Below are 18,006 nucleotides of genomic sequence, written 5' to 3'. Positions count from 1 at the left end.
AATTCATGGAACCCACATCACCCGTAGCAGAATCCAGCGAAGGCGGCGCAGTCGTTGCCAAGCCCGCACCTGTTAAAAAAATTAAGGTGGTTATCAGCGATTTGCATCTGGGCAAGGGACGCCTTTTGGCGGAAGGTGGGATCAACTCTCTCGAGGAGTTTTACTACGGCGATAAACTCGTAGAATTCATCCATTACTATTCAACAGGTGTGTACCGTGATTATGAAGTAGAACTCATTATCAACGGCGACTTCTTTAACTTCTTGCAGTGCGATTACAAAGGGCACTTCCTCTCCGTTATCACGGAGGCTGTGACTCTTGATATTCTGAAAGACATCGTTAAAGGCCATGAGAACGTCTTTAAAGCCATGGCGGAGTTTGCTGCCAAGCCTGGAAAATCAATCACCTATATCGTGGGAAATCACGATCAAGGGATGCTGTGGCCTGCTTGTCGGGCCTATGTGAATCAAGTGGTGGGTGCGCCAGTTCGTTTTAAAAACATCGTGTACTTCTTTGATGGGGTGCATATCGAACACGGTCACATGCATGAAGCCGCAAATCGTATGGATCCCAAAAAGTTTTTCCTAAAAAAGAATTTGGTGGAGCCCATCCTGAATTTGCCGTTTGGCTCGCACTTCTTTTTGGAAGTGGTGTTAAGGATTAAACAAACCTATCCCCATATCGATAAAATTCGTCCGTTTGGTAAAATGGTTCGGTGGGCGCTACTTAATGAAACCATGACGATGGTCAAAGCTTTCTTTATGGCGAACAAGTACTTCCTTAGAAGCGTGTTCGTAAAGGACTCCCGCCGTAACTGGCCCATGAAACGGATTATCCAAGTCATCCTGGAAAGCGCTATCTTCCCGGATTTGAGTGAATCAGCGCGTAAAATTCTGGGCGATGACCGAGTGCATACGGTGGTTTTTGGACACACTCACGTTTACCAGTATCGTCAATGGTCGGAACACAAAGAATATTTTAACACAGGAACGTGGACTGAGATCACTTCTTTAGATATCGTGTCACTTGGAAAAATCACGAAACTGACCTATTGCTTGATTGAATACCCGGAAGACGGAGGACGCCCACGGGGTCGTCTGAAAGAGTGGAAGGGTTATCACCGGATCGAGGAAGACGTCGCGATTTCGTAGTTTTTCCAGCAACCGCTGTTGGAAAAGAGAATCACGATGTTGGAAATCACGCAGGCTAAACACACCAATCCCGAAAATCTTATTCAGGAATGCCAGTCTTCTTTGAAATTGTTTTTGCAAAGAAAAGAGATCGGCTTCCCACAACTTGTTGAGCGTATCAACTTGTGGCAACAATCTCACAAAACGGGAGCCGATTTCGCGGCGAAGTTTAAAAAACTAGTCATTGTCGGTCTTGGCGGGTCTTCCCTAGGAACTCGTGTTATTCGCGAAGTGTTCAACGCTCACAACGTTTTCTTTGTTGATAACGTGGATGCCTTGGTATTTGAAACTTTGATTGATGAGTTGGGCGACCTCAAAGATGTTGCATGGGCCTTTATCTCTAAAAGCGGTACAACGATTGAATCATTATGTGCCTTGGAACTTCTGGATCAAGTGTACAAAGACGAAGGTCTTCACCTTCCAACAAACTCCATCGTCATTTCTGAAACAAAATCTAGTTCTTTGACGGAGTGGGCTCGTAAGCACAATGTGCCTGAGTGTGAGATTCCACTTGATATCGGCGGTCGTTTCTCTGTGCTTTCTCCAGTAGGTATGTTCCCGGCAGCTTTCATGGGCCTGGATCTGGAAAAATTCCGTGTTGGTGCAAAACGCGCACTTCTTGATACCGCGACTGTGACTCAAACAATGGCCCAAGTAATTCAATCATACGGTCGTGACGAGTGGATCACATTGTTGTGGTCATACAGTTCTCGTATGAAAGATTTTGGTGGTTGGTTTGCTCAGTTGTGGGCAGAGTCTTTGGGTAAACCGGTGACTCGTGCTGGAACTCCAGCTCCTCGCGTATCCACACCAATCGCAGCTATCGGTGCTTCTGATCAGCACTCGATCCTTCAACAAGTGATGGAGGGTACGAAAGATAAATTCGTGATCTTCCAACGCGTGGAAGAGGCTGAGGGCGGTTCACTAAAAATTAAAACTGCTCAATTTAAAGAAACCATGGATTTGCAAGGTCGCACGATGGGCGAGTTGCTAAAAGCCGAAGCCTTAGCAACCCAAGAAGCCCTGGTCGCGAACGGAGTTTCCACCATGACTTTGAAGACAAAAACATTGGACGAAGAAACTTTGGGTTACTTGTTCATGTTCTGGCAATTAGTCGTTGCAGGCTTGGGCGAATACTTGAAAATCGATGCGTTCAATCAGCCAGGTGTGGAAGCCGGCAAAGTTTTGGCAAAAGCAAAACTTAAAAAGTAAGTCCCTACCTTTAAAAGGTAGTTACTTACTTCGCAGGTAAGTCCGTACATCATTGAAAAATTAAATTAAAAAAAGGGCGCTCCCGAACACACAAACGGGAGCGCCCTTTCGCTTCTGGCTCTCTTCGGCTGTGCCGAAGTAACTAACCCTGCATATCGTTGAGCGAAGAAGCTGAGAACTGGTGGCGTTCGGCATTTTGCAGGGATTCAATTCGCTGTTGCATTTCCAAATAAATCAGACCGAGCTCGATGCGTTCATCAAGCGTCGTGGCAGATTCAAAATCAGGCAGAAGGTCCCTTTCTTCCACCTTGATATGGTGATCAACCATTTCTGCAAGGACTTTGGCTTTGGACATAAACGAACGTTCATTCGTAGTTATTTTCATGTCCTTGCAAATTTGATCGGCCAGGCGATGTTCCAATTCGCCTTCTGTGATCTCAACCGTGAATGCATGGTCATGCTTAAGGCTCTTGTACCATGTTTCCTGTTCGGGCTTCATGTGGGCCTCTAACAGTGGTGCGAGTTTTTGGAATGCGTCTTTTTTTTCTAGATACGGTACATTGTCGTTTTTCAAAATTGCCAGGAGACTCTTCAACGGTTTGTGATCTTTTTTGATCAACTGGATGATGTCATCTGGATGAGCTTTGGGATGATTCAGATGTTCCATTGCAAGTACCTCCTAAGCGGTTCCCTTTGCAATCAGCGGTCCTACCGTGCCAAACCTCTCAATTGGATTTTATTGACATTAGGGATGTAAAAAATAAATAACCCAGAGGATTAATGCCCCCTGGGTGTGGTTTTTTGGGATTGTAAAATGGGATGTTATTCGCCGCGGAAAAAGAAGAACCACAGTAAAATCACAGCAAAACCCGGCACGCCCATGAACCAAAGTAAAATCGGAACACCAATTTTGCCTTTAGCATTATCTAATGGAGACAAAGGCTTTTGTTGAAATTCATCGATGGATTCGTGATCGGATTTATCGCCGCCTTGTTTTTCTTCGGCGATTTGTGCTGCATTTTTTTTCAAGGTTTCTAAAGTTTCTTTAAGAGGTGGATGACCTTTTTTAGTTAGTTGAACGTCATCTTGATGTTTGGATGTTTTCATAAGTTCTCCTTGCTGAAATAGAATTGCAAAGAGAGGGCCGTTACGGAAATAGCTATAAACAAATACATTTAAGTTAAACGACATATGTGAATGGGCAAATGTGGAGTATTTCCCCGTTTGGGGAGTTTTGGTTCGAGGCCAAACTCTGATTTACCGAACCTGAGTCTTCTGATAGTCAAAAATGACTGAGAATTGAAAACCTGTCGGTTCTAGGTGCCGACAGGTTTTTCGAGAAGATTACTTCTTTTTAGCCGTGTGCTTGCCGTAAAGATGCGGAAGATATCCCGCACCCAAAACACCGGCGTGATTTTTCGTTTTAGCGATTTCGATTTTGCACTCAAGATCGGTGTTGATCTGACGAATGATTTTAGAGTAGTTCGCTTTCAACTCTTTGAAGTAAAGGTCTTTGATTTTAATCAAACCACCGCTGATAAAGATTTTTTCCAAGTTAAACGCCAAGGAAAGATTGTGACACAAAAGAGCCAACGCAAAGGCCATATCAGAATAAAGTCCGCTGTACTTAGAATCTTTGGTGTCAACCAACTCCTCGACAGAGTTCCCCGTGAATCCCATTTCCTTTGCACGACGCAAAAGCCCTGTACCCGATGCAAGACCTTCCACCGTGTAGTGATGAATTTTATCAGGATTATTTTTCAAGCCAACCATATCAGCAACGAAGTGCCCGCATTCAGAGCCCATGCCGCTGCTTTGGCAAGGCATACCGTTAAAGATAATGCCTGAGCCAACGCCAGTTCCCACAGTCACAACGGCAAAGGACTTCATGCCTTTGGCTCCGCCCACCCAGCCTTCAGCCAGGGCTGCAGCGGTCGCATCGTGTTGAAAGTAAACTTTGGTTTTGAAACCGCGTTTAACGATTTCTTTTTCAACCAAGTCACGGATCGGAACGATTTTCCAACCAGGATAGTTGACGGGATTTACTAATTTGCCTTCTTCAGCATTCAAAGGTCCTGCGCTGGCTAGGCCGATACCTTTGAAAACAGAAGCGGATGTTTCTTTAGGAAAACGTTTTTTGAAATCAAGAGCGATGTCAGCCATCACTTGGATCACGCGCTTTTGAGTTTTTTGGGCAGAGCCCTCGCGTTTCATGTCGACAGGAACTTTGATGAAATCAAGCATGTCTCCATTGTTGTCCAATAAAGCTGCCGCCAGTTTAGTTCCACCTAAATCGAAGCCAATAGTATAAGATTTTTTAGTCATGATTCTCTTACTTTGTACGTTTATTTTGATCGCGGTTCAAAAGTACCAGAGATGAGTAAGGAGGCAAGTTCACATTGATAGTTCCGTCAGAATTGACGTTGTATTTCATGTCTGAACACTTGCGGGATTGACGGCTGTAAGACGGGCCAGTCAAATTACAGTAAGCGCCCGCAGGCAAGCCTGTTTGCAAAGTCAGATTCATCGAGTTTCCAGAGAAATTCAATGCCACGAAACCTAATCCACCACGGCTGAAGGACACGAAGTTCGTGTTATCCGTGTTCCAGTTGGATACATAGAACGCTTTATCAGTTTGGTTTCTGAAATTCACCATCGCAGCCACTTCAGGCAGACGGTGTTCGCAAGTCCATGGAGCTACACAGGAGTTGTTTTGCGCCAAGATGCCCAACGTGCGCATATCAGAACCTAATGGCGGACCTTGATCGTAAGAATTGAAGTCGTATCCAGAGTAAACCTGTGGATAGCCATACGGATAAGCCAACATAAAGATTTGCGCCAAACGATAGATCGAATTGTCTGAACCATTGTAGCGAAGGATGTTGCCATCACCGGTTCTTTCCAAGTCATGATTGGTGACGAAGACCACAGAATGGTCGCTGCTTGGTAAGTTCTTAGCGATGTATAGCAAGTTACCAAGGTGACCGTACTTAATACTGCCACCTAAAATGAACGGGTATTCGTAAGCAGTTACATCACCAGCCGGAAAATATTCGTCATAGGTCACGGGTCCATAAGATTCATGAATGATCTCTTGGAAGACGTAGGCAGAACGTTTCATGCGTTTTGTGATTTGGGCCAAGTCCTTTGAAGGCATGTGTTTGGCAGCGTCTAAACGGAAGCCCGAGACACCTAAATCCAACAAGTGATTAAGGTAATCAGCCATTTTCTGCTGAACGTACGCGGACTCAGTGGCCAAGTCGGCAAGGCCGACTAATTGGCAGTTTTGCAACTCATACAGGTCACGATAATTAACGATATTGTTATTGCCGTTACGACCGCAGTAGTGAAAGTCATTAGGGCTATAGACACCTGGATAATTGTTGTGCGTGAACGTAGAGCCCGCAAAGCCCACACCGGATGGGAAACCCGACATGTGATTTAAAACAGCGTCAGCATAAACATCAACGCCCGCCTTATTACAGCGGCGAACCATGTCGGCGAATTCAGCTTCGGAACCACCACGAGATTCCATTTTATAACTAACGACTTGATAGCGTTCCCACCAGGCGCCATTCGCAGATACGTGTTCATGGGGAGGGGAAACTTGAACGGCAGAAAAACCAGAAGGTCCCAGGTACAGCTCACACTCACGTGCAACTTCTCTCCACGGCCACTCGAAGAGTTGAACAAAAACTGTTCTCGGGGCAGCGAACGCCGAAGTAGTACCTAATAAGATGGCTACGAATAGGATTGTACGCTGCAACTTCGAGAACATGGGGTCTCCTATAGACGCTGGTTCTGGCCTGATTTTTTATCAAACAGGTGAGCTTTTGTCAGATCAATTTTTAAGGAAACCTTCTGTCCCTTAGAAAATTTATCCATAGAATCCGTAATAATTCTCACAGTTTGTCCCTCTAATTGGCCATGCAGCATCTGCTGACCACCGAGATTTTCTGAAAGTTCTACCGTAAAATCACCCAGTGCCACTTCATTTGATTTCAGATCGCCATTATTGAATCTGAAGCTTTCAGGGCGAATACCCAAAACTTGATCAGCCTTTTGAGCTTCTGGCCAAGGCATGCGGCGTACCACGGCGCCTTCAATGAAATTCATTTCAGGGGAGCCTATGAAGCTGGCGATGAACATGTTTTTAGGGCGGTGATAGATTTCTGTTGGAGTCCCAACCTGTTCGATCACGCCATCTTTAAGAACGGCGATTCGATCACCCATAGTTGTCGCTTCCATTTGATCATGGGTTACATAGATCATTGTGGACTTAGAGTTTTCGTGAAGGCGTTTGATCTCGACACGCATTTGCGTGCGCAAATGGGCATCTAAATTAGAAAGAGGTTCGTCAAACAAAATCACCGGAGTTTTACGAGCCAAAGCACGACCCAAAGCCACACGTTGACGTTGACCGCCCGAAAGTTCTTTTGGACGACGAGCCAATAGGTGGGAGATCTGCAAAAGATCCGCTATTTCTTTCACGCGTTTCGTGATTTCCGTGACAGACAGTTTTTGCAACTTCAATCCAAAGCCCATGTTTTCTTCAACCGTCATGTGCGGGTAAAGGGCATAGCTTTGGAACACCATCGCCAAATCACGATCTTGAGGCTCAACATTGTTGATAACTTTGCCGCCGACTTTGATAGTTCCTGAATCCAAAGTTTCAAGACCCGCCAAAGTACGAAGTAACGTGGATTTACCGCAACCAGAAGGACCCACAAGCACAAGGAATTCACCGGAAGCGATTTCCAAATTGATGTCTTTAAGAACTTTGGCAGTACCGAAGCTTTTTGCGATGTTAGAAAATTCAATAGTCGCCATATTAACCCTTCACGCTTCCCATTGTCAGACCAGATACCAAATAACGGGAAATACTGATGAATAAAACTAAAACTGGAACGCTGACGATCAATGCGCCTGCAGCATACAAGCCCCATTGAGTCGCTAAACTTGCCTGGAACGAACGAAGTCCCAACGGCAAAGTGTAAAGCTGTGGGTCCTGCAGAACCACAGCTGCAATCACGTATTCGGACCAGCTCGACATAAAGCTGAAGAGTGCCGTGATCACAAGTGCTGGTGAAGACACCGGCAAAATGATTTTGGTAAAGATCATCCAGCGGGAGCAACCATCCAAAAGCGCAGCTTCTTCAAGCTCGCGAGGAATCGTGTCGTAATAAGCTTTCATCTGCCAAATACAGAATGGCAACGCCGTCGAAGAGTAAATGATGAACAAGCCCCAGAAGCTGTCGATCAGATGCAGTTGCGACAAGATGATAAAGAACGGAAGCATCAACATCGTCGCCGGGAACATTTGTGTTGTTAACAAAGCGAATAACATCGAGTTACGACCGCGAAAACGGTAACGAGATAAAGCATAGGCACTGCAAGAAGCCAACGCCACGCCTGCAAACGTTGTCACTGAGCTGATGATCAAGGAATTTTTCAACCACACCAAGAAATCTGTTTTTGTGAAAAGGTCCACAAAGTTTCTGTAAGTTGAGTTAGGTCCGATGATTTCCAAAGATTGTGTTTGGAAAGCGTTGTCTCCGCGTAAAGACACCGAGATCACATAAATAATCGGGTACAGTGAAAACGCTGCAAATAAAAGGATCGCAACCCATGCAAGGATACGTTTAATCATTACTGCGTCTCCTTTTTGTATTGAGACTTAAGCATTCCTAAGCCCCAGATAACCAAGATTAAGAAAATGATGACAGAAACAGCGGCTGCATAGCCGTAGCGATACAAGTTAAACGCTGCTTTATAAACGTAAGAAACCAAGATGTGTGTTTGGTCCCCAGGTTCACCCGAGTTGGAAACAAGCCAGATCACGTTCAAATTATTAAATGTCCAGATAGAACCCAGCAATGCTGCAGGCGCCATTACTGGTAATAGCAGCGGCCAAGTAATGTGACGGAAACGCTCCCAGGCATTTGCACCATCCAAGCGCGCCGCTTCGTACAGAGAATTAGAAATCGACTGCAAACCACCCAAAGCCACGATCATCATGAATGGGAAGCCCAGCCATACGTTGGTGATGATACAAGCTGCAAAAGCGGTTGTAGGTTGGCTTAACCATTGGATCGGGGACATGTGCAAAAACTTTTGCAGCATGATGTTGATCGGGCCGTATTCCTGATTGAACATCGCTCTCCAAGTTAAAGCCGTGATGTACTGAGGGACTGCCCATGGGATGATCAGCAATGCTCTCCAGAAACCTTTGAATGGCATCACTTGGTTGATAACAACCGCTAAGAATACACCCAATGTTACGTGGAAGAACACGTTCACAACTGTCCAGATCACAGTTTTCAAAAGCAGTGAATAGAACTTAGGGTCCATCAAAGCATTGATGTAGTGAGTGAAGCCTACGATCGACCAGTCCTGGAATGTTCTTAATGAGAAGTTCGAAAACGAAATCGCGATATTATAAAAGAACGGATAAACGATGACTGCAAAGATTCCGATAAACGCTGGCAGCATCATATAGTACGCAAAGCGATTCGGACCTTGGAATCCTTTAATGAAACCCATTAAAGAGCCGCGGCTCATCCATAAACCACCCAGAATCACTAATGCAAAGATGGCTTTAACGATGTAGGCACCCACGTCTGGTTGCAAGACTTCGTTCATTTCAGCGATTTGTTTTTCTGCTAAGTTCTGTGCACCTTCAGCCGCCACTTGTGGAGGCAAGCTGCCAGCTAGAACTTTTTGGTATTGAATACGCAAACTGTCCCAGATGGCGCGAACTTCAGGCACGATCGGCAGTGGATGACCCACCTCCATGATGTCTGCAGAAATTTTTAACAGCGGATTGTTTTTAACAATATCAGATTCGCGCGCATCAAGGTTTGATGGCAAGGTGCCCACTTTTTCTGCGAACTGAAGCTGCACTGGAGTGGATGTTAAGTAAGTCAAAAGCTTAACCGCGGCTTCCAGATGTTTTGGTGATTTCATATTCACGTTAAGTGAATAAGCTTTTGTACCAACTAAAGAAGCTGGCCACTTACCAGTTCCTGAAACCATGGGGATGCGCGCGATGCCGAAATCAATTTTGGCTTCCTTATAGTCACCCCAAGACCAGTCACCATTGATAAGCATCGCAGATTTGCCGTCTTTGAACAGAGCATTGGCCGTTTCATAGTCACACTCTTTGGGGATGATTTTGTATTTATCACGCATGTCCAAAATAAATTGGAATGTATTCGCAAGGGCTGGCGTGTTCAGATTTGGTTTAATTTCGTCTTTAATAAAGTCGTCGCCAAACGCGGGAATGAAAGGAGCAAAAAAGAAAGGCTCCGTGTAGTTAAAGACCAATCCCCACTGATCCACACGACCGTCGCCGTTTTTATCAACAGTCAGTCTTTTGCCAAATTCGATCAATTCATCTGTATTTTTTGGAGGAGATTGCAGCAACTTTTTATTATAGATCAACATCAAGTGATTACCGACACCATCACCGATAGCAAAGTGCTTACCATTATAAGTCGGAGCCGCCAGAGGATCGAACTGTTTGAAATATTCAGCGCCCAGGACTTCATCCAAAGGGCGAATGATGCCCATTGTAGCGAAGGGACCGATTTGGTCAGAAGGTCCATAGACTAACTCGGGACCTGAACCGCCCATCGCGGCGGATTGATATCCACTGCGAAGCTCTTCAGTTTCGCGATAGGTTGCCTGCACGATGATATCAGGATTTTGTTTTTCAAATTCCCTAAGAACCTCCGCCAAAACTTGACGGTGGCCATAGATCATTTGGTGCCATACGTGGATACGCATTTTCTCCGCTTGGGCAGCCATCGAACAGAACGTAATCAAAAGAAACAAATAATACCGCATTATTTAACACCCTGAAATGGACCCTTATTCAACTTCAGCACAACTGTCGTCATGCCAGGAATTTGGATCTGTGACTGAGGACGATTGAGGATCACTTGCGAAAGCATAGGATCCACATTCGGACCAAACTCAGGCGTGAAAGCCCAGTTATAACTCAGTACTTTGTGAGAAAACACTCGAGGAACTCTCGAGCTATTAAACATAACCAAAAGAGCTTCGCGCTCGTTATGCAGAACCATGGAGATCAAGCCAGGCTCGATGACGTTTTCATTATCAATGAAAACCAAACCTTTCATGACTTCATCCAATGTGTTCATTTTGAACAAGGAGTTGTTCTTACGCAGACGTAGCAGAGCTTTATAATAATTCGCAGTTTGCGAAATCAAAGCCGGATTAACTTTCAGATCTTGATTCTGCAAGCGAGGCAACCAGAACGACCAGTCGTTATAGTTCTTCCAAGCAGGTGGCAAGCCTTGACCCCAATAGTTGTCGTCAGCACGCCAGTTGATGCGATTAAAATAGTCGCCAGAATCATAAGAGTCTTGGTCGCCATTTTTAGAGCGAAGAAGCTCCACGCCGGCTTCCATAAACGGAACACCCTGGGAAAGCATTGGAATAGCCATCGCCAGTTGATGCATGCGTTGGCGTTCAGAAGCAGTTGCCGTCTGTGGCAGACGACCATTCGTATAGAATGGAGCCTTGGCCTGAACTGCATCCCATAACGTATAACCGTCATGAGCAGAGACGTAATTGATTGTTTCAATGGGCTCGGCAGATGTGGCAACGGGGCTGTTTCGGAATAATAGATTGCCGGCGTAAATAACATTTCCGAAGTGTTCGCGGAATGTAAAGTCACGTAAGTTACCCGCTAGGCCCACTTTAATCACGTCACCCAAATGGCGAATTTTATCCATTTGGTCATTGATGTTTGCAGGAGTGTTTTGATTTGCGGGCTCTTGATTGAAATCGAAATACAAACCGGTTGCGAAACCTTGATCTGATTTTTCCGAAGAACTTGTTGTTCCACCGCGAACCGCATCACGCAAACGATCATTAAAGAAACCAATACCAGTACCGTAAGCGTTCAGTTGGCTCATCGATTCTTGGGGGTTCTGATTATAGAACGAACCAAATGGCCAAGCTTCACCATATATATAGATACGAGACCCGTCGACACCATCACGTTGTGGAGTCAAAGAGCGCAAAGCCTCTTTCACCTTCATCAACGTGGAGCGAGAGTGGAACGACATCAGATCAAAACGGAAAGCGTCGATTTTATAGTTTTTTGCCCAGTGAACGACGGAATCAACAATCAGCTTTTCCATCATCACATGTTCGCTGGCCGTGTCTGCACAACAAGAGCTATTGTAAGTATAACCGTCATCCGTCAGACGGTAATAATAAAGAGGCACGATTTTATCAAAGACCGAAAAAGCACTTAGCCCGTTTTCGTAGGTGTGATTGAAAACCACGTCTTGAACCACGCGCAGACCCAAGTTATTCAAACCTTGCACCATCGCGCGGGTTTCCCGCACGCGAGACAAACCTTGAGGGTCCATCGCATAACTGCCGTCTGGAACAAAGAAATGAACCGGATCATAACCCCAGTTAAAAGCGTCTCGAGAACGAATCTGCGCTAAGGCACCTTGCGCATCTTGCAGATTTGATGACGAAGCATTGATCGTCTCCCATGTTGCACGGTCTTCGTTCACCGATCCAAAATCATTGAATGGCAAAAGATGTACGTGAGTTAGACCGGAATCAGCCAAAGACTTTAGGTATTGAACACCATGGCTGCCACTTTGTGCGAAAGCATCGTAAGTTCCGCGGTAAACGAAAGGAATGCTTTCGTCGTTCGCGCTGAAATCACGGATGTGCAATTCATAGATTGTTATGTCTTTGAAAGAGTTGAGTTGGGGCTTTGTTAAGGTATCCCATCCATATGGTTTAGACTCGGCGCTATCCAGATCTACTAGTTGAGATTTCGCGCCATTCATCGCAAGACTCATGCTGTAGGGATCAGTCACTAGGGACGTCTCCATACGGTCTGTCAGTGGTTGATACACAGTCACTTCATACAGATAGAAATAATTTTGATACTGGCGAGGAACAAGTGTCGTCCATACACCGTTTTGATAAGTCGGAACAAGTACAACATCTGATTGCATCGCTGTGGGCGAAGCAAACAAAGCCACTCGCACCGAGTACGCTGTTGGAGCCCACAGTTTCATTTGAAACTGAGCACCTTGATTCGTTACTCCCAGATCGCCGCCACGATAAGCGTAAAGCTCATCCAAAAGACCCGCATATTGAATGGGCGTTGAATCAAGAAGCTGATTTTGATCGTTGGTTACGAAAACCTTGAGAGGTCTGTGGATCAAATCTTCAATAATCTGACGGTTTAAAGAAGCTGTACTGACGACCGCATAATTGTCCTGACGTTGAATAACGGGCAGAGGATAAGTCCGTGGAACGTCTTTGAAATTGATGTCGCTATTGGCAAGTTGAAACATCATGTTGTCGGCAACTCGCAAGCCCTGCGGAAGTTTGACCAACATTTTTTGCGAACTCAACCATTGCGCGCGTGCAGGGGCTGCAGCTTTTGCGCTGTCTAATAATAGACACGCTAGCGCAATGATAATAAATGTCCCGCAAAAGTGCTTCAGCTTTCGATCTAGCAAAGTATCCCCTTATTTTTGCTAATTCCATGCATTAGGTCTGGTCAGGGCGGGACTTTATGGGTGATGCTCGGGTTTTTCAAGGAATTGGGTATGAAAATAATCTTTTGGGTTCTTACGATCGTGTTCGCATCTAATAACGCGCTTGCTCTCGAGGCAGACTTTACGACTTACTTGCGTGGTGGTTCTGGCGTCAATCAAGAGGGTGGTAAAATGGAGTGCTTCCGCAACAGCGGAATGCCCGGTAATTTCCTACGTTTAGGAAATGAATGCGATTTCTATACGGAATTGGGTTTCGTGTTCCACCACAAAAAACCGGATGCGGGCGACTCTTCATTTTTTAGAACGCAACTACGCTATGCGTATAGTTCTGACGGTTTACGTCAATGGGAATCGGCGAAACAAAGTCAAACGATTGATACTTCGGGCGGTACTCCTTCATCCACCGTTACATTCAGCGTTCCTAAATCAGAAATCGAAGCTTACGTAAAAGCCGGGGGTTTAGATGGCAATCCGATAGAATACTGGGTTGGTAAAAGATTTTACCGGGATATCGATTTATACATCTTCGATTGGTACTACTATGCAGAGATGGCAGGTGTAGGTGCTGGTCTTGAAGCTATCCCAGTCGGACCCGGTAAATTAGCGATCGCGAACTTGCTTCAGTCAAACGAAGAGTTTGCAACAACCTCTATCGGTCGTCCTGTTTTGAATATCTGGGATATCCGTTACTCGACAATTCCAGTTTTTGCAGAACAAACCATCAGCTTCTGGGGTGTCTATGCGTGGGCGAAAGGCAGCACTAACACTGTCGGAGGAACAACGACTACATTTGAAAACACCAATGGTTACGTTCTGGCGACAAAATTAGAAGGTAAAGCTTTCTCTGGTTACAACAAGGCCGCTCTTGAGTTCGGTCAAGGCGCTATGAAAGACTTCAATGTTTATGGCAGCAGTGCCGTTGATTCTACGAACACTCAAAACAAAGCGTGGAATGTTCGTTTGGTAGAAGATTGGACCATGGACGTTGTTGATAATTGGGCGATCTTTTTGGGTGCAGCTGCAAGTTATGGTAGCAATGGTAAAGATTCAGACAACGTGGTTCAGTGGCAAGGCTTTGGCGTTCGCCCCATTTACTATTTCACGGATAGATTTCAGTTAGCGACGGAGCTTGGTTACACTCGTTACGAAGATCAATCTGAACGAGTGAATGGCGGAACGACGGGGCCGTATGTTGGCGTTCGCGATTTGGGCCGCATTGCTATCGCTCCTCAACTTTCATTTAAAAAGAGTATCTGGGGCCGTCCTGTGATGCGTGCGTACGTTTCTTACTCATTCTGGAACGACGCAAATCAAGGCGACACCCGTATTGGTGCAAGTGCTCCTACTTTCGCGGACAAATCGAACGGAATGAATATCGGTTACCAGTACGAAGTCTGGTTCTAATACCGAGACACTATTATGTCGGTTTCGCCGAAGTGTTAAACACATGAGCCCGATCCAAAGTCGGGCTCATACATGGTTCATTGTCACAAATCGCTCTCTTACCTATAATTATCGTCATGGCTCATAATGACGATTCTTCTGATAATTTAGAAAAAACCAGTATTGTTGCGAGTGATACCTTCAAAGGTAAATTGCGTGAGGCGGACGATGTTCCCCCTGCAGTTCTCGTATTGATCGGACCTCCGGGTTACGTTGGAAAGCAATATCCTATCACAGCAAACGACATCACAATTGGTCGCTCTGTTGAAAGCCAAGTTTATATCGACGATAAATCACTCAGTCGTTCGCATGCGAAATTTGCAGTGAATGGCAGTGAAGTTTCCGTGATCGATCTGGGTTCAACGAATAAGACGGTGGTGAATGGTCAAACTATCCCACCGTTGGCATCGTGCCTGCTTAAAAACAACGATCAAATCAAAACCGGTAACGTGATTTTTAAATTCCTTGAAAAAGGCAGTTTGGAAGCGATGAGTACTTCGGCTTTGTATGAACGCGCTCAAAAGGATGCATTGACCGGAGCTCACTCGAAAGGCGCCTTGATCGAAAAAGGCCCTGAAGCGATGAAGCGTTCTGAAGTTTTGAACGAGCCACTAAGCCTTGTCACTTTCGATATCGACCATTTTAAAAAGATCAACGACGGTTATGGCCATCCAGGTGGTGACTATGTTCTGAAAGAACTTTGCCGTATCGTGATCATGAAATTGATTCGTGCGAATGATTTCTTTGCTCGCTATGGCGGAGAAGAATTTGTTCTGCTGCTTGCGGGCTCCAACGATAAAGTGGCTGCGGAAGTAGGCGAGCGCATTCGTCACACTATTGAATCTAATGATTTTGTTTTCGAAGGTAAAAAGATTCCAGTGACGATCTCGGTCGGAGTTGCGACGAAATACGCAGCGGAGACAGAGTGGACTCAGTTGTATGATCGCGCGGATAAAGCCTTGTACCAATCAAAACAAGGTGGACGAAACAGAGTGACCGTTGCTCCTTAGAAATTAAGACTTAAAATGCAAAACCCGGTGATGAGCCGGGTTTTTTATTTTTTGACCGGAGCTGGAGTGGACGTGGTGATGTCTTGAGTTCGAGTCGCCGCCGGGTAACGTTTTTTCTTGGGCATTCGTTTTGTGACTGTCGGCGGTTTTTTAAATGGGCTTGGCGGAGCCGGTAAAACCATTTGTTGCTGAGCTGGTCTGCGCACCTGGATTGGTGTCAAAGTCGGAACTTGCACTTGGTTTTTAGCGGCGACTTTTTGTCCTTCCAGATTTGATTTTCCTAATAGCAATCCCACAGTCAGCACCACAGCAATACCCAGTGCTCCCATCAAAGCGTTTCCGAATTTGATATTCGGCGCCTGAGGTTGGGGTTTACCAAAATTACGAATAATAGGCTGTGGGTTCTCCCATGTGCTTGGGTCGACCTTGGGAGGTGGCGGAGGATTTAAAGTGACGGGCAGAGGTGGCACTGTGATGCCTCTCAAAGTCAGTGCGGTATTACCGGTGCCGGTACCAGTTTTAGTGCCTGATTCCGTTTCGTGAGTCAGCATTGACATCACTTCCTCGGCGGTAGCTGTCGTACTAATAGTCATGGTTTGATCGTCTTCAAGGACGAACTTTTTAATCTCCGCCATCGTGTCTTTGTATGTGACCGCGAAAACATCTTTCAGGTATTCAGCAAATGCCAATGCAGAAAAATCAGGATGCTTGACCGATAATAAAGTACCCACCAGGCGGGCAACATCATTGGCATCGTCGATACGACGTTCGGGATTTTGATTCAGCATTTTCGTCAGCAAATTTCGCAACTCCGGCGAGCGGTCCTTAATGGCTGAAGTCGAAAGATGGGCAACATCATACAGTTTAATCGCATTTTTGATTTCACCCACGGTGCTTGCGGCAAAGAAGCGCATGTTTGAAAGCAGTTCCCAGAAAACAATGCCCAGGGAAAAGATATCCGTGCGTTGATCTAAGTCTTCATGTTTGATTTGTTCCGGGCTCATATAGGCGACTTTGCCCTTAACCAAACCTAACTGCGTAAGTTCTTTATCTCGAGATGCTTTCGCAATTCCGAAGTCGATAATTTTAACTTCCCCTTCAAAAGAAATCAGAATGTTGTGGGGGCTGATGTCTCGATGAATCAGTTTCAGTTTTGATCCCGTCTGCGGATCCACGGAATGGAAGGCGTACCCCAGAGCAAGGGCCACTTGATGAATGATGTACAGAATGAAAGCTGTATTCAGTGGTTTTTCAATTTCGCGGTGATAGGCCATCAAGTCGCGCAACGTTACGCCGTGGATGTACTCCATGACCATATAGGCGCGACTTTCGTGCTCGCCAAAGTCGTAGATTTTTACGATGTTTTGATGATTAAGATTGGCGCTGACACGAATTTCTTTAAAGAACATCTCTTTAAAAATCTCGGCATTTTTTTCGTCTGTTTGTCCCACAGGCAACGTGGTTTTGATAGCGACAAGCTTGCTGACGCCGAATCGCGATTCTGATTTTCCCAAATAGACTTCAGCCATACCGCCCTCAGCGATACGCTTGATAATCTGGAATGGTCCTATTCTTTTTTGAGTTGTCATGCCTATGGAACTTTTCGGTTTTTTTCGGGCCTCTCATTATAAATAAGAATTTAAATACCGTTCCATAATGGGAAATGATGTTCCCGTGATACAGTTGAGGGAGCGCTTAGTGAGCGTAACCTATCGATATGTATGGATTAAAATGACCTCTTGGTCGAATACTGTGTTCATGCAAAACCAGACTATTACAGAATTCATGATGAACAAATTCGAAGAACTCCGTAAGACCAACCGCCGTATTTCCCTACGCATGGTTGCTTACAAAATCGGCATCACACCAGGTCGCTTAAGCGAACTTATTCGTGGCAAGCGTCCTTTGAGTGAGTTCTATTTTGAAAAGATCTCGACCGGTTTGGGATTGAATCAAGACGAGCGCCAGCAACTTCGCTCATACATTTCCGTCACATCTCGGCGCTTTAATTCAGACCGAGTGCTAGGGGTGAAAAGTGGCCACTTAATGGGGGGCTGGGAAGAATACGCAATTTTGAATTTGCTTAGAATTTCTAACGGCAATGATGATGTGAAATGGATTGGTGAGCGTTTGGGATTGACTCCGGAGGCGGTCGAGCAAGCGATTACAAATCTCGAGCGCATGGAGCTGGTTCGTCACGAGGAGCGAGGCCTGGAAATCGTTCATCGTCGTCTAATCACGTCTTACGAATGCGCAAATCCAGAAAGCCGCGAATACTATAGAAAGCATTTGGAAAAAGCCGGTCAAGCAATGGACCTTGAAGTGAACTCCAGTTACACGGGTGTCACGCTGACAGTGAATCCGCAGCAGATCCCCGTGGCTGAGCGTATGATTGAAAGATTCCGTGGCCGAATTTTGCGTCTGCTGCAGCAAGGGACGCAGAGTGAAGTGTACTCTTTGAATATTCAAATGTTCCCACTTTCGATTCCTGAAAAGTCGTCGACGACCGCTACTGGAGCGAATCTGGCAGAGTCGCCGCGCGTTGAACTTGATAAAGTTTAAAGAGCTAAGTTAATGTGCTGA

14 protein-coding genes are annotated in these 18,006 nt (G+C 45.5%); 5 read left to right on the top strand and 9 right to left on the bottom strand.

The features are described 5' to 3' along the window. Window positions 1-5: 5 nt before the first annotated feature. Together B9G69_RS00525 and B9G69_RS00520 are read left to right on the top strand one after the other, a co-directional pair. Window positions 6-1,151 carry a metallophosphoesterase gene (locus B9G69_RS00525; protein ID WP_088616525.1) on the top strand — a complete coding sequence of 382 codons (1,146 nt, stop codon included), beginning with the start codon at window positions 6-8 and terminating at the stop codon, window positions 1,149-1,151. Between the two features lie 36 nt (window positions 1,152-1,187). After that, a complete protein-coding gene (locus B9G69_RS00520; protein WP_088616526.1) occupies window positions 1,188-2,402 on the top strand; it encodes a glucose-6-phosphate isomerase in 1,215 nt (404 codons plus the stop codon). Between the two features lie 142 nt (window positions 2,403-2,544). On the opposite strand, the gene B9G69_RS00515 is transcribed toward B9G69_RS00520, so the two are convergent. From B9G69_RS00515 to B9G69_RS00480, 8 genes are all read right to left on the bottom strand, one after another. Then, window positions 2,545-3,069: a hemerythrin domain-containing protein gene (locus B9G69_RS00515; protein WP_088616527.1), complete on the bottom strand. Its 525-nt coding sequence runs from the start codon at window positions 3,067-3,069 to the stop codon at window positions 2,545-2,547. Between the two features lie 155 nt (window positions 3,070-3,224). Next, window positions 3,225-3,509, bottom strand: coding sequence for a hypothetical protein (locus B9G69_RS00510; protein WP_088616528.1), 285 nt, complete (start codon window positions 3,507-3,509; stop codon window positions 3,225-3,227). Between the two features lie 237 nt (window positions 3,510-3,746). Beyond that, window positions 3,747-4,727, bottom strand: coding sequence for an ROK family protein (locus B9G69_RS00505; protein WP_088616529.1), 981 nt, complete (start codon window positions 4,725-4,727; stop codon window positions 3,747-3,749). A gap of 7 nt (window positions 4,728-4,734) precedes the next feature. Then, window positions 4,735-6,180, bottom strand: a complete 1,446-nt coding sequence (locus B9G69_RS00500) for an alpha-amylase (RefSeq protein WP_088616530.1) — start codon at window positions 6,178-6,180, stop codon at window positions 4,735-4,737. A gap of 8 nt (window positions 6,181-6,188) precedes the next feature. Next, window positions 6,189-7,232: an ABC transporter ATP-binding protein gene (locus tag B9G69_RS00495; protein WP_088616531.1), complete on the bottom strand. Its 1,044-nt coding sequence runs from the start codon at window positions 7,230-7,232 to the stop codon at window positions 6,189-6,191. Window position 7,233: 1 nt separating this feature from the next. Further along, window positions 7,234-8,052, bottom strand: coding sequence for a sugar ABC transporter permease (locus B9G69_RS00490; RefSeq protein WP_088616532.1), 819 nt, complete (start codon window positions 8,050-8,052; stop codon window positions 7,234-7,236). After that, window positions 8,052-10,250 carry an extracellular solute-binding protein gene (locus B9G69_RS00485; RefSeq protein ID WP_088616533.1) on the bottom strand — a complete coding sequence of 733 codons (2,199 nt, stop codon included), beginning with the start codon at window positions 10,248-10,250 and terminating at the stop codon, window positions 8,052-8,054. Before B9G69_RS00485 ends, B9G69_RS00490 begins: the two co-directional genes overlap by 1 nt. Then, entirely contained in the window at window positions 10,250-12,931 is a 2,682-nt protein-coding gene (locus B9G69_RS00480) for an alpha-1,6-glucosidase domain-containing protein (RefSeq protein ID WP_254916980.1), read from the bottom strand. The genes B9G69_RS00485 and B9G69_RS00480 overlap by 1 nt, the downstream gene beginning before the upstream one ends. 90 nt (window positions 12,932-13,021) lie before the next feature. Between B9G69_RS00480 and B9G69_RS00475 the strand changes: the two genes are divergently transcribed. Both B9G69_RS00475 and B9G69_RS00470 read left to right on the top strand, forming a co-directional pair. Next, window positions 13,022-14,374, top strand: coding sequence for a carbohydrate porin (locus B9G69_RS00475; RefSeq protein WP_254916981.1), 1,353 nt, complete (start codon window positions 13,022-13,024; stop codon window positions 14,372-14,374). Window positions 14,375-14,490: 116 nt separating this feature from the next. Beyond that, on the top strand, window positions 14,491-15,423 hold the full coding sequence (locus B9G69_RS00470; RefSeq protein WP_088616535.1) for a diguanylate cyclase: 933 nt from the start codon (window positions 14,491-14,493) through the stop codon (window positions 15,421-15,423). A gap of 44 nt (window positions 15,424-15,467) precedes the next feature. Here B9G69_RS00470 and B9G69_RS00465 read toward each other — a convergent pair whose 3' ends face one another. Next, window positions 15,468-17,012: a serine/threonine protein kinase gene (locus B9G69_RS00465; RefSeq protein WP_088616536.1), complete on the bottom strand. Its 1,545-nt coding sequence runs from the start codon at window positions 17,010-17,012 to the stop codon at window positions 15,468-15,470. A 109-nt stretch (window positions 17,013-17,121) separates the two neighbouring features. On the opposite strand from B9G69_RS00465, the gene B9G69_RS00460 reads away from it, so the two are divergent. Beyond that, a complete protein-coding gene (locus tag B9G69_RS00460; RefSeq protein WP_176400989.1) occupies window positions 17,122-17,985 on the top strand; it encodes a TIGR02147 family protein in 864 nt (287 codons plus the stop codon). Window positions 17,986-18,006 lie beyond the last annotated feature (21 nt).

Source organism: Bdellovibrio sp. SKB1291214, from assembly GCF_002209355.2.
GTDB lineage: Bacteria > Bdellovibrionota > Bdellovibrionia > Bdellovibrionales > Bdellovibrionaceae > Bdellovibrio.
This window is presented reverse-complemented; position numbering and strand designations above follow the sequence as displayed.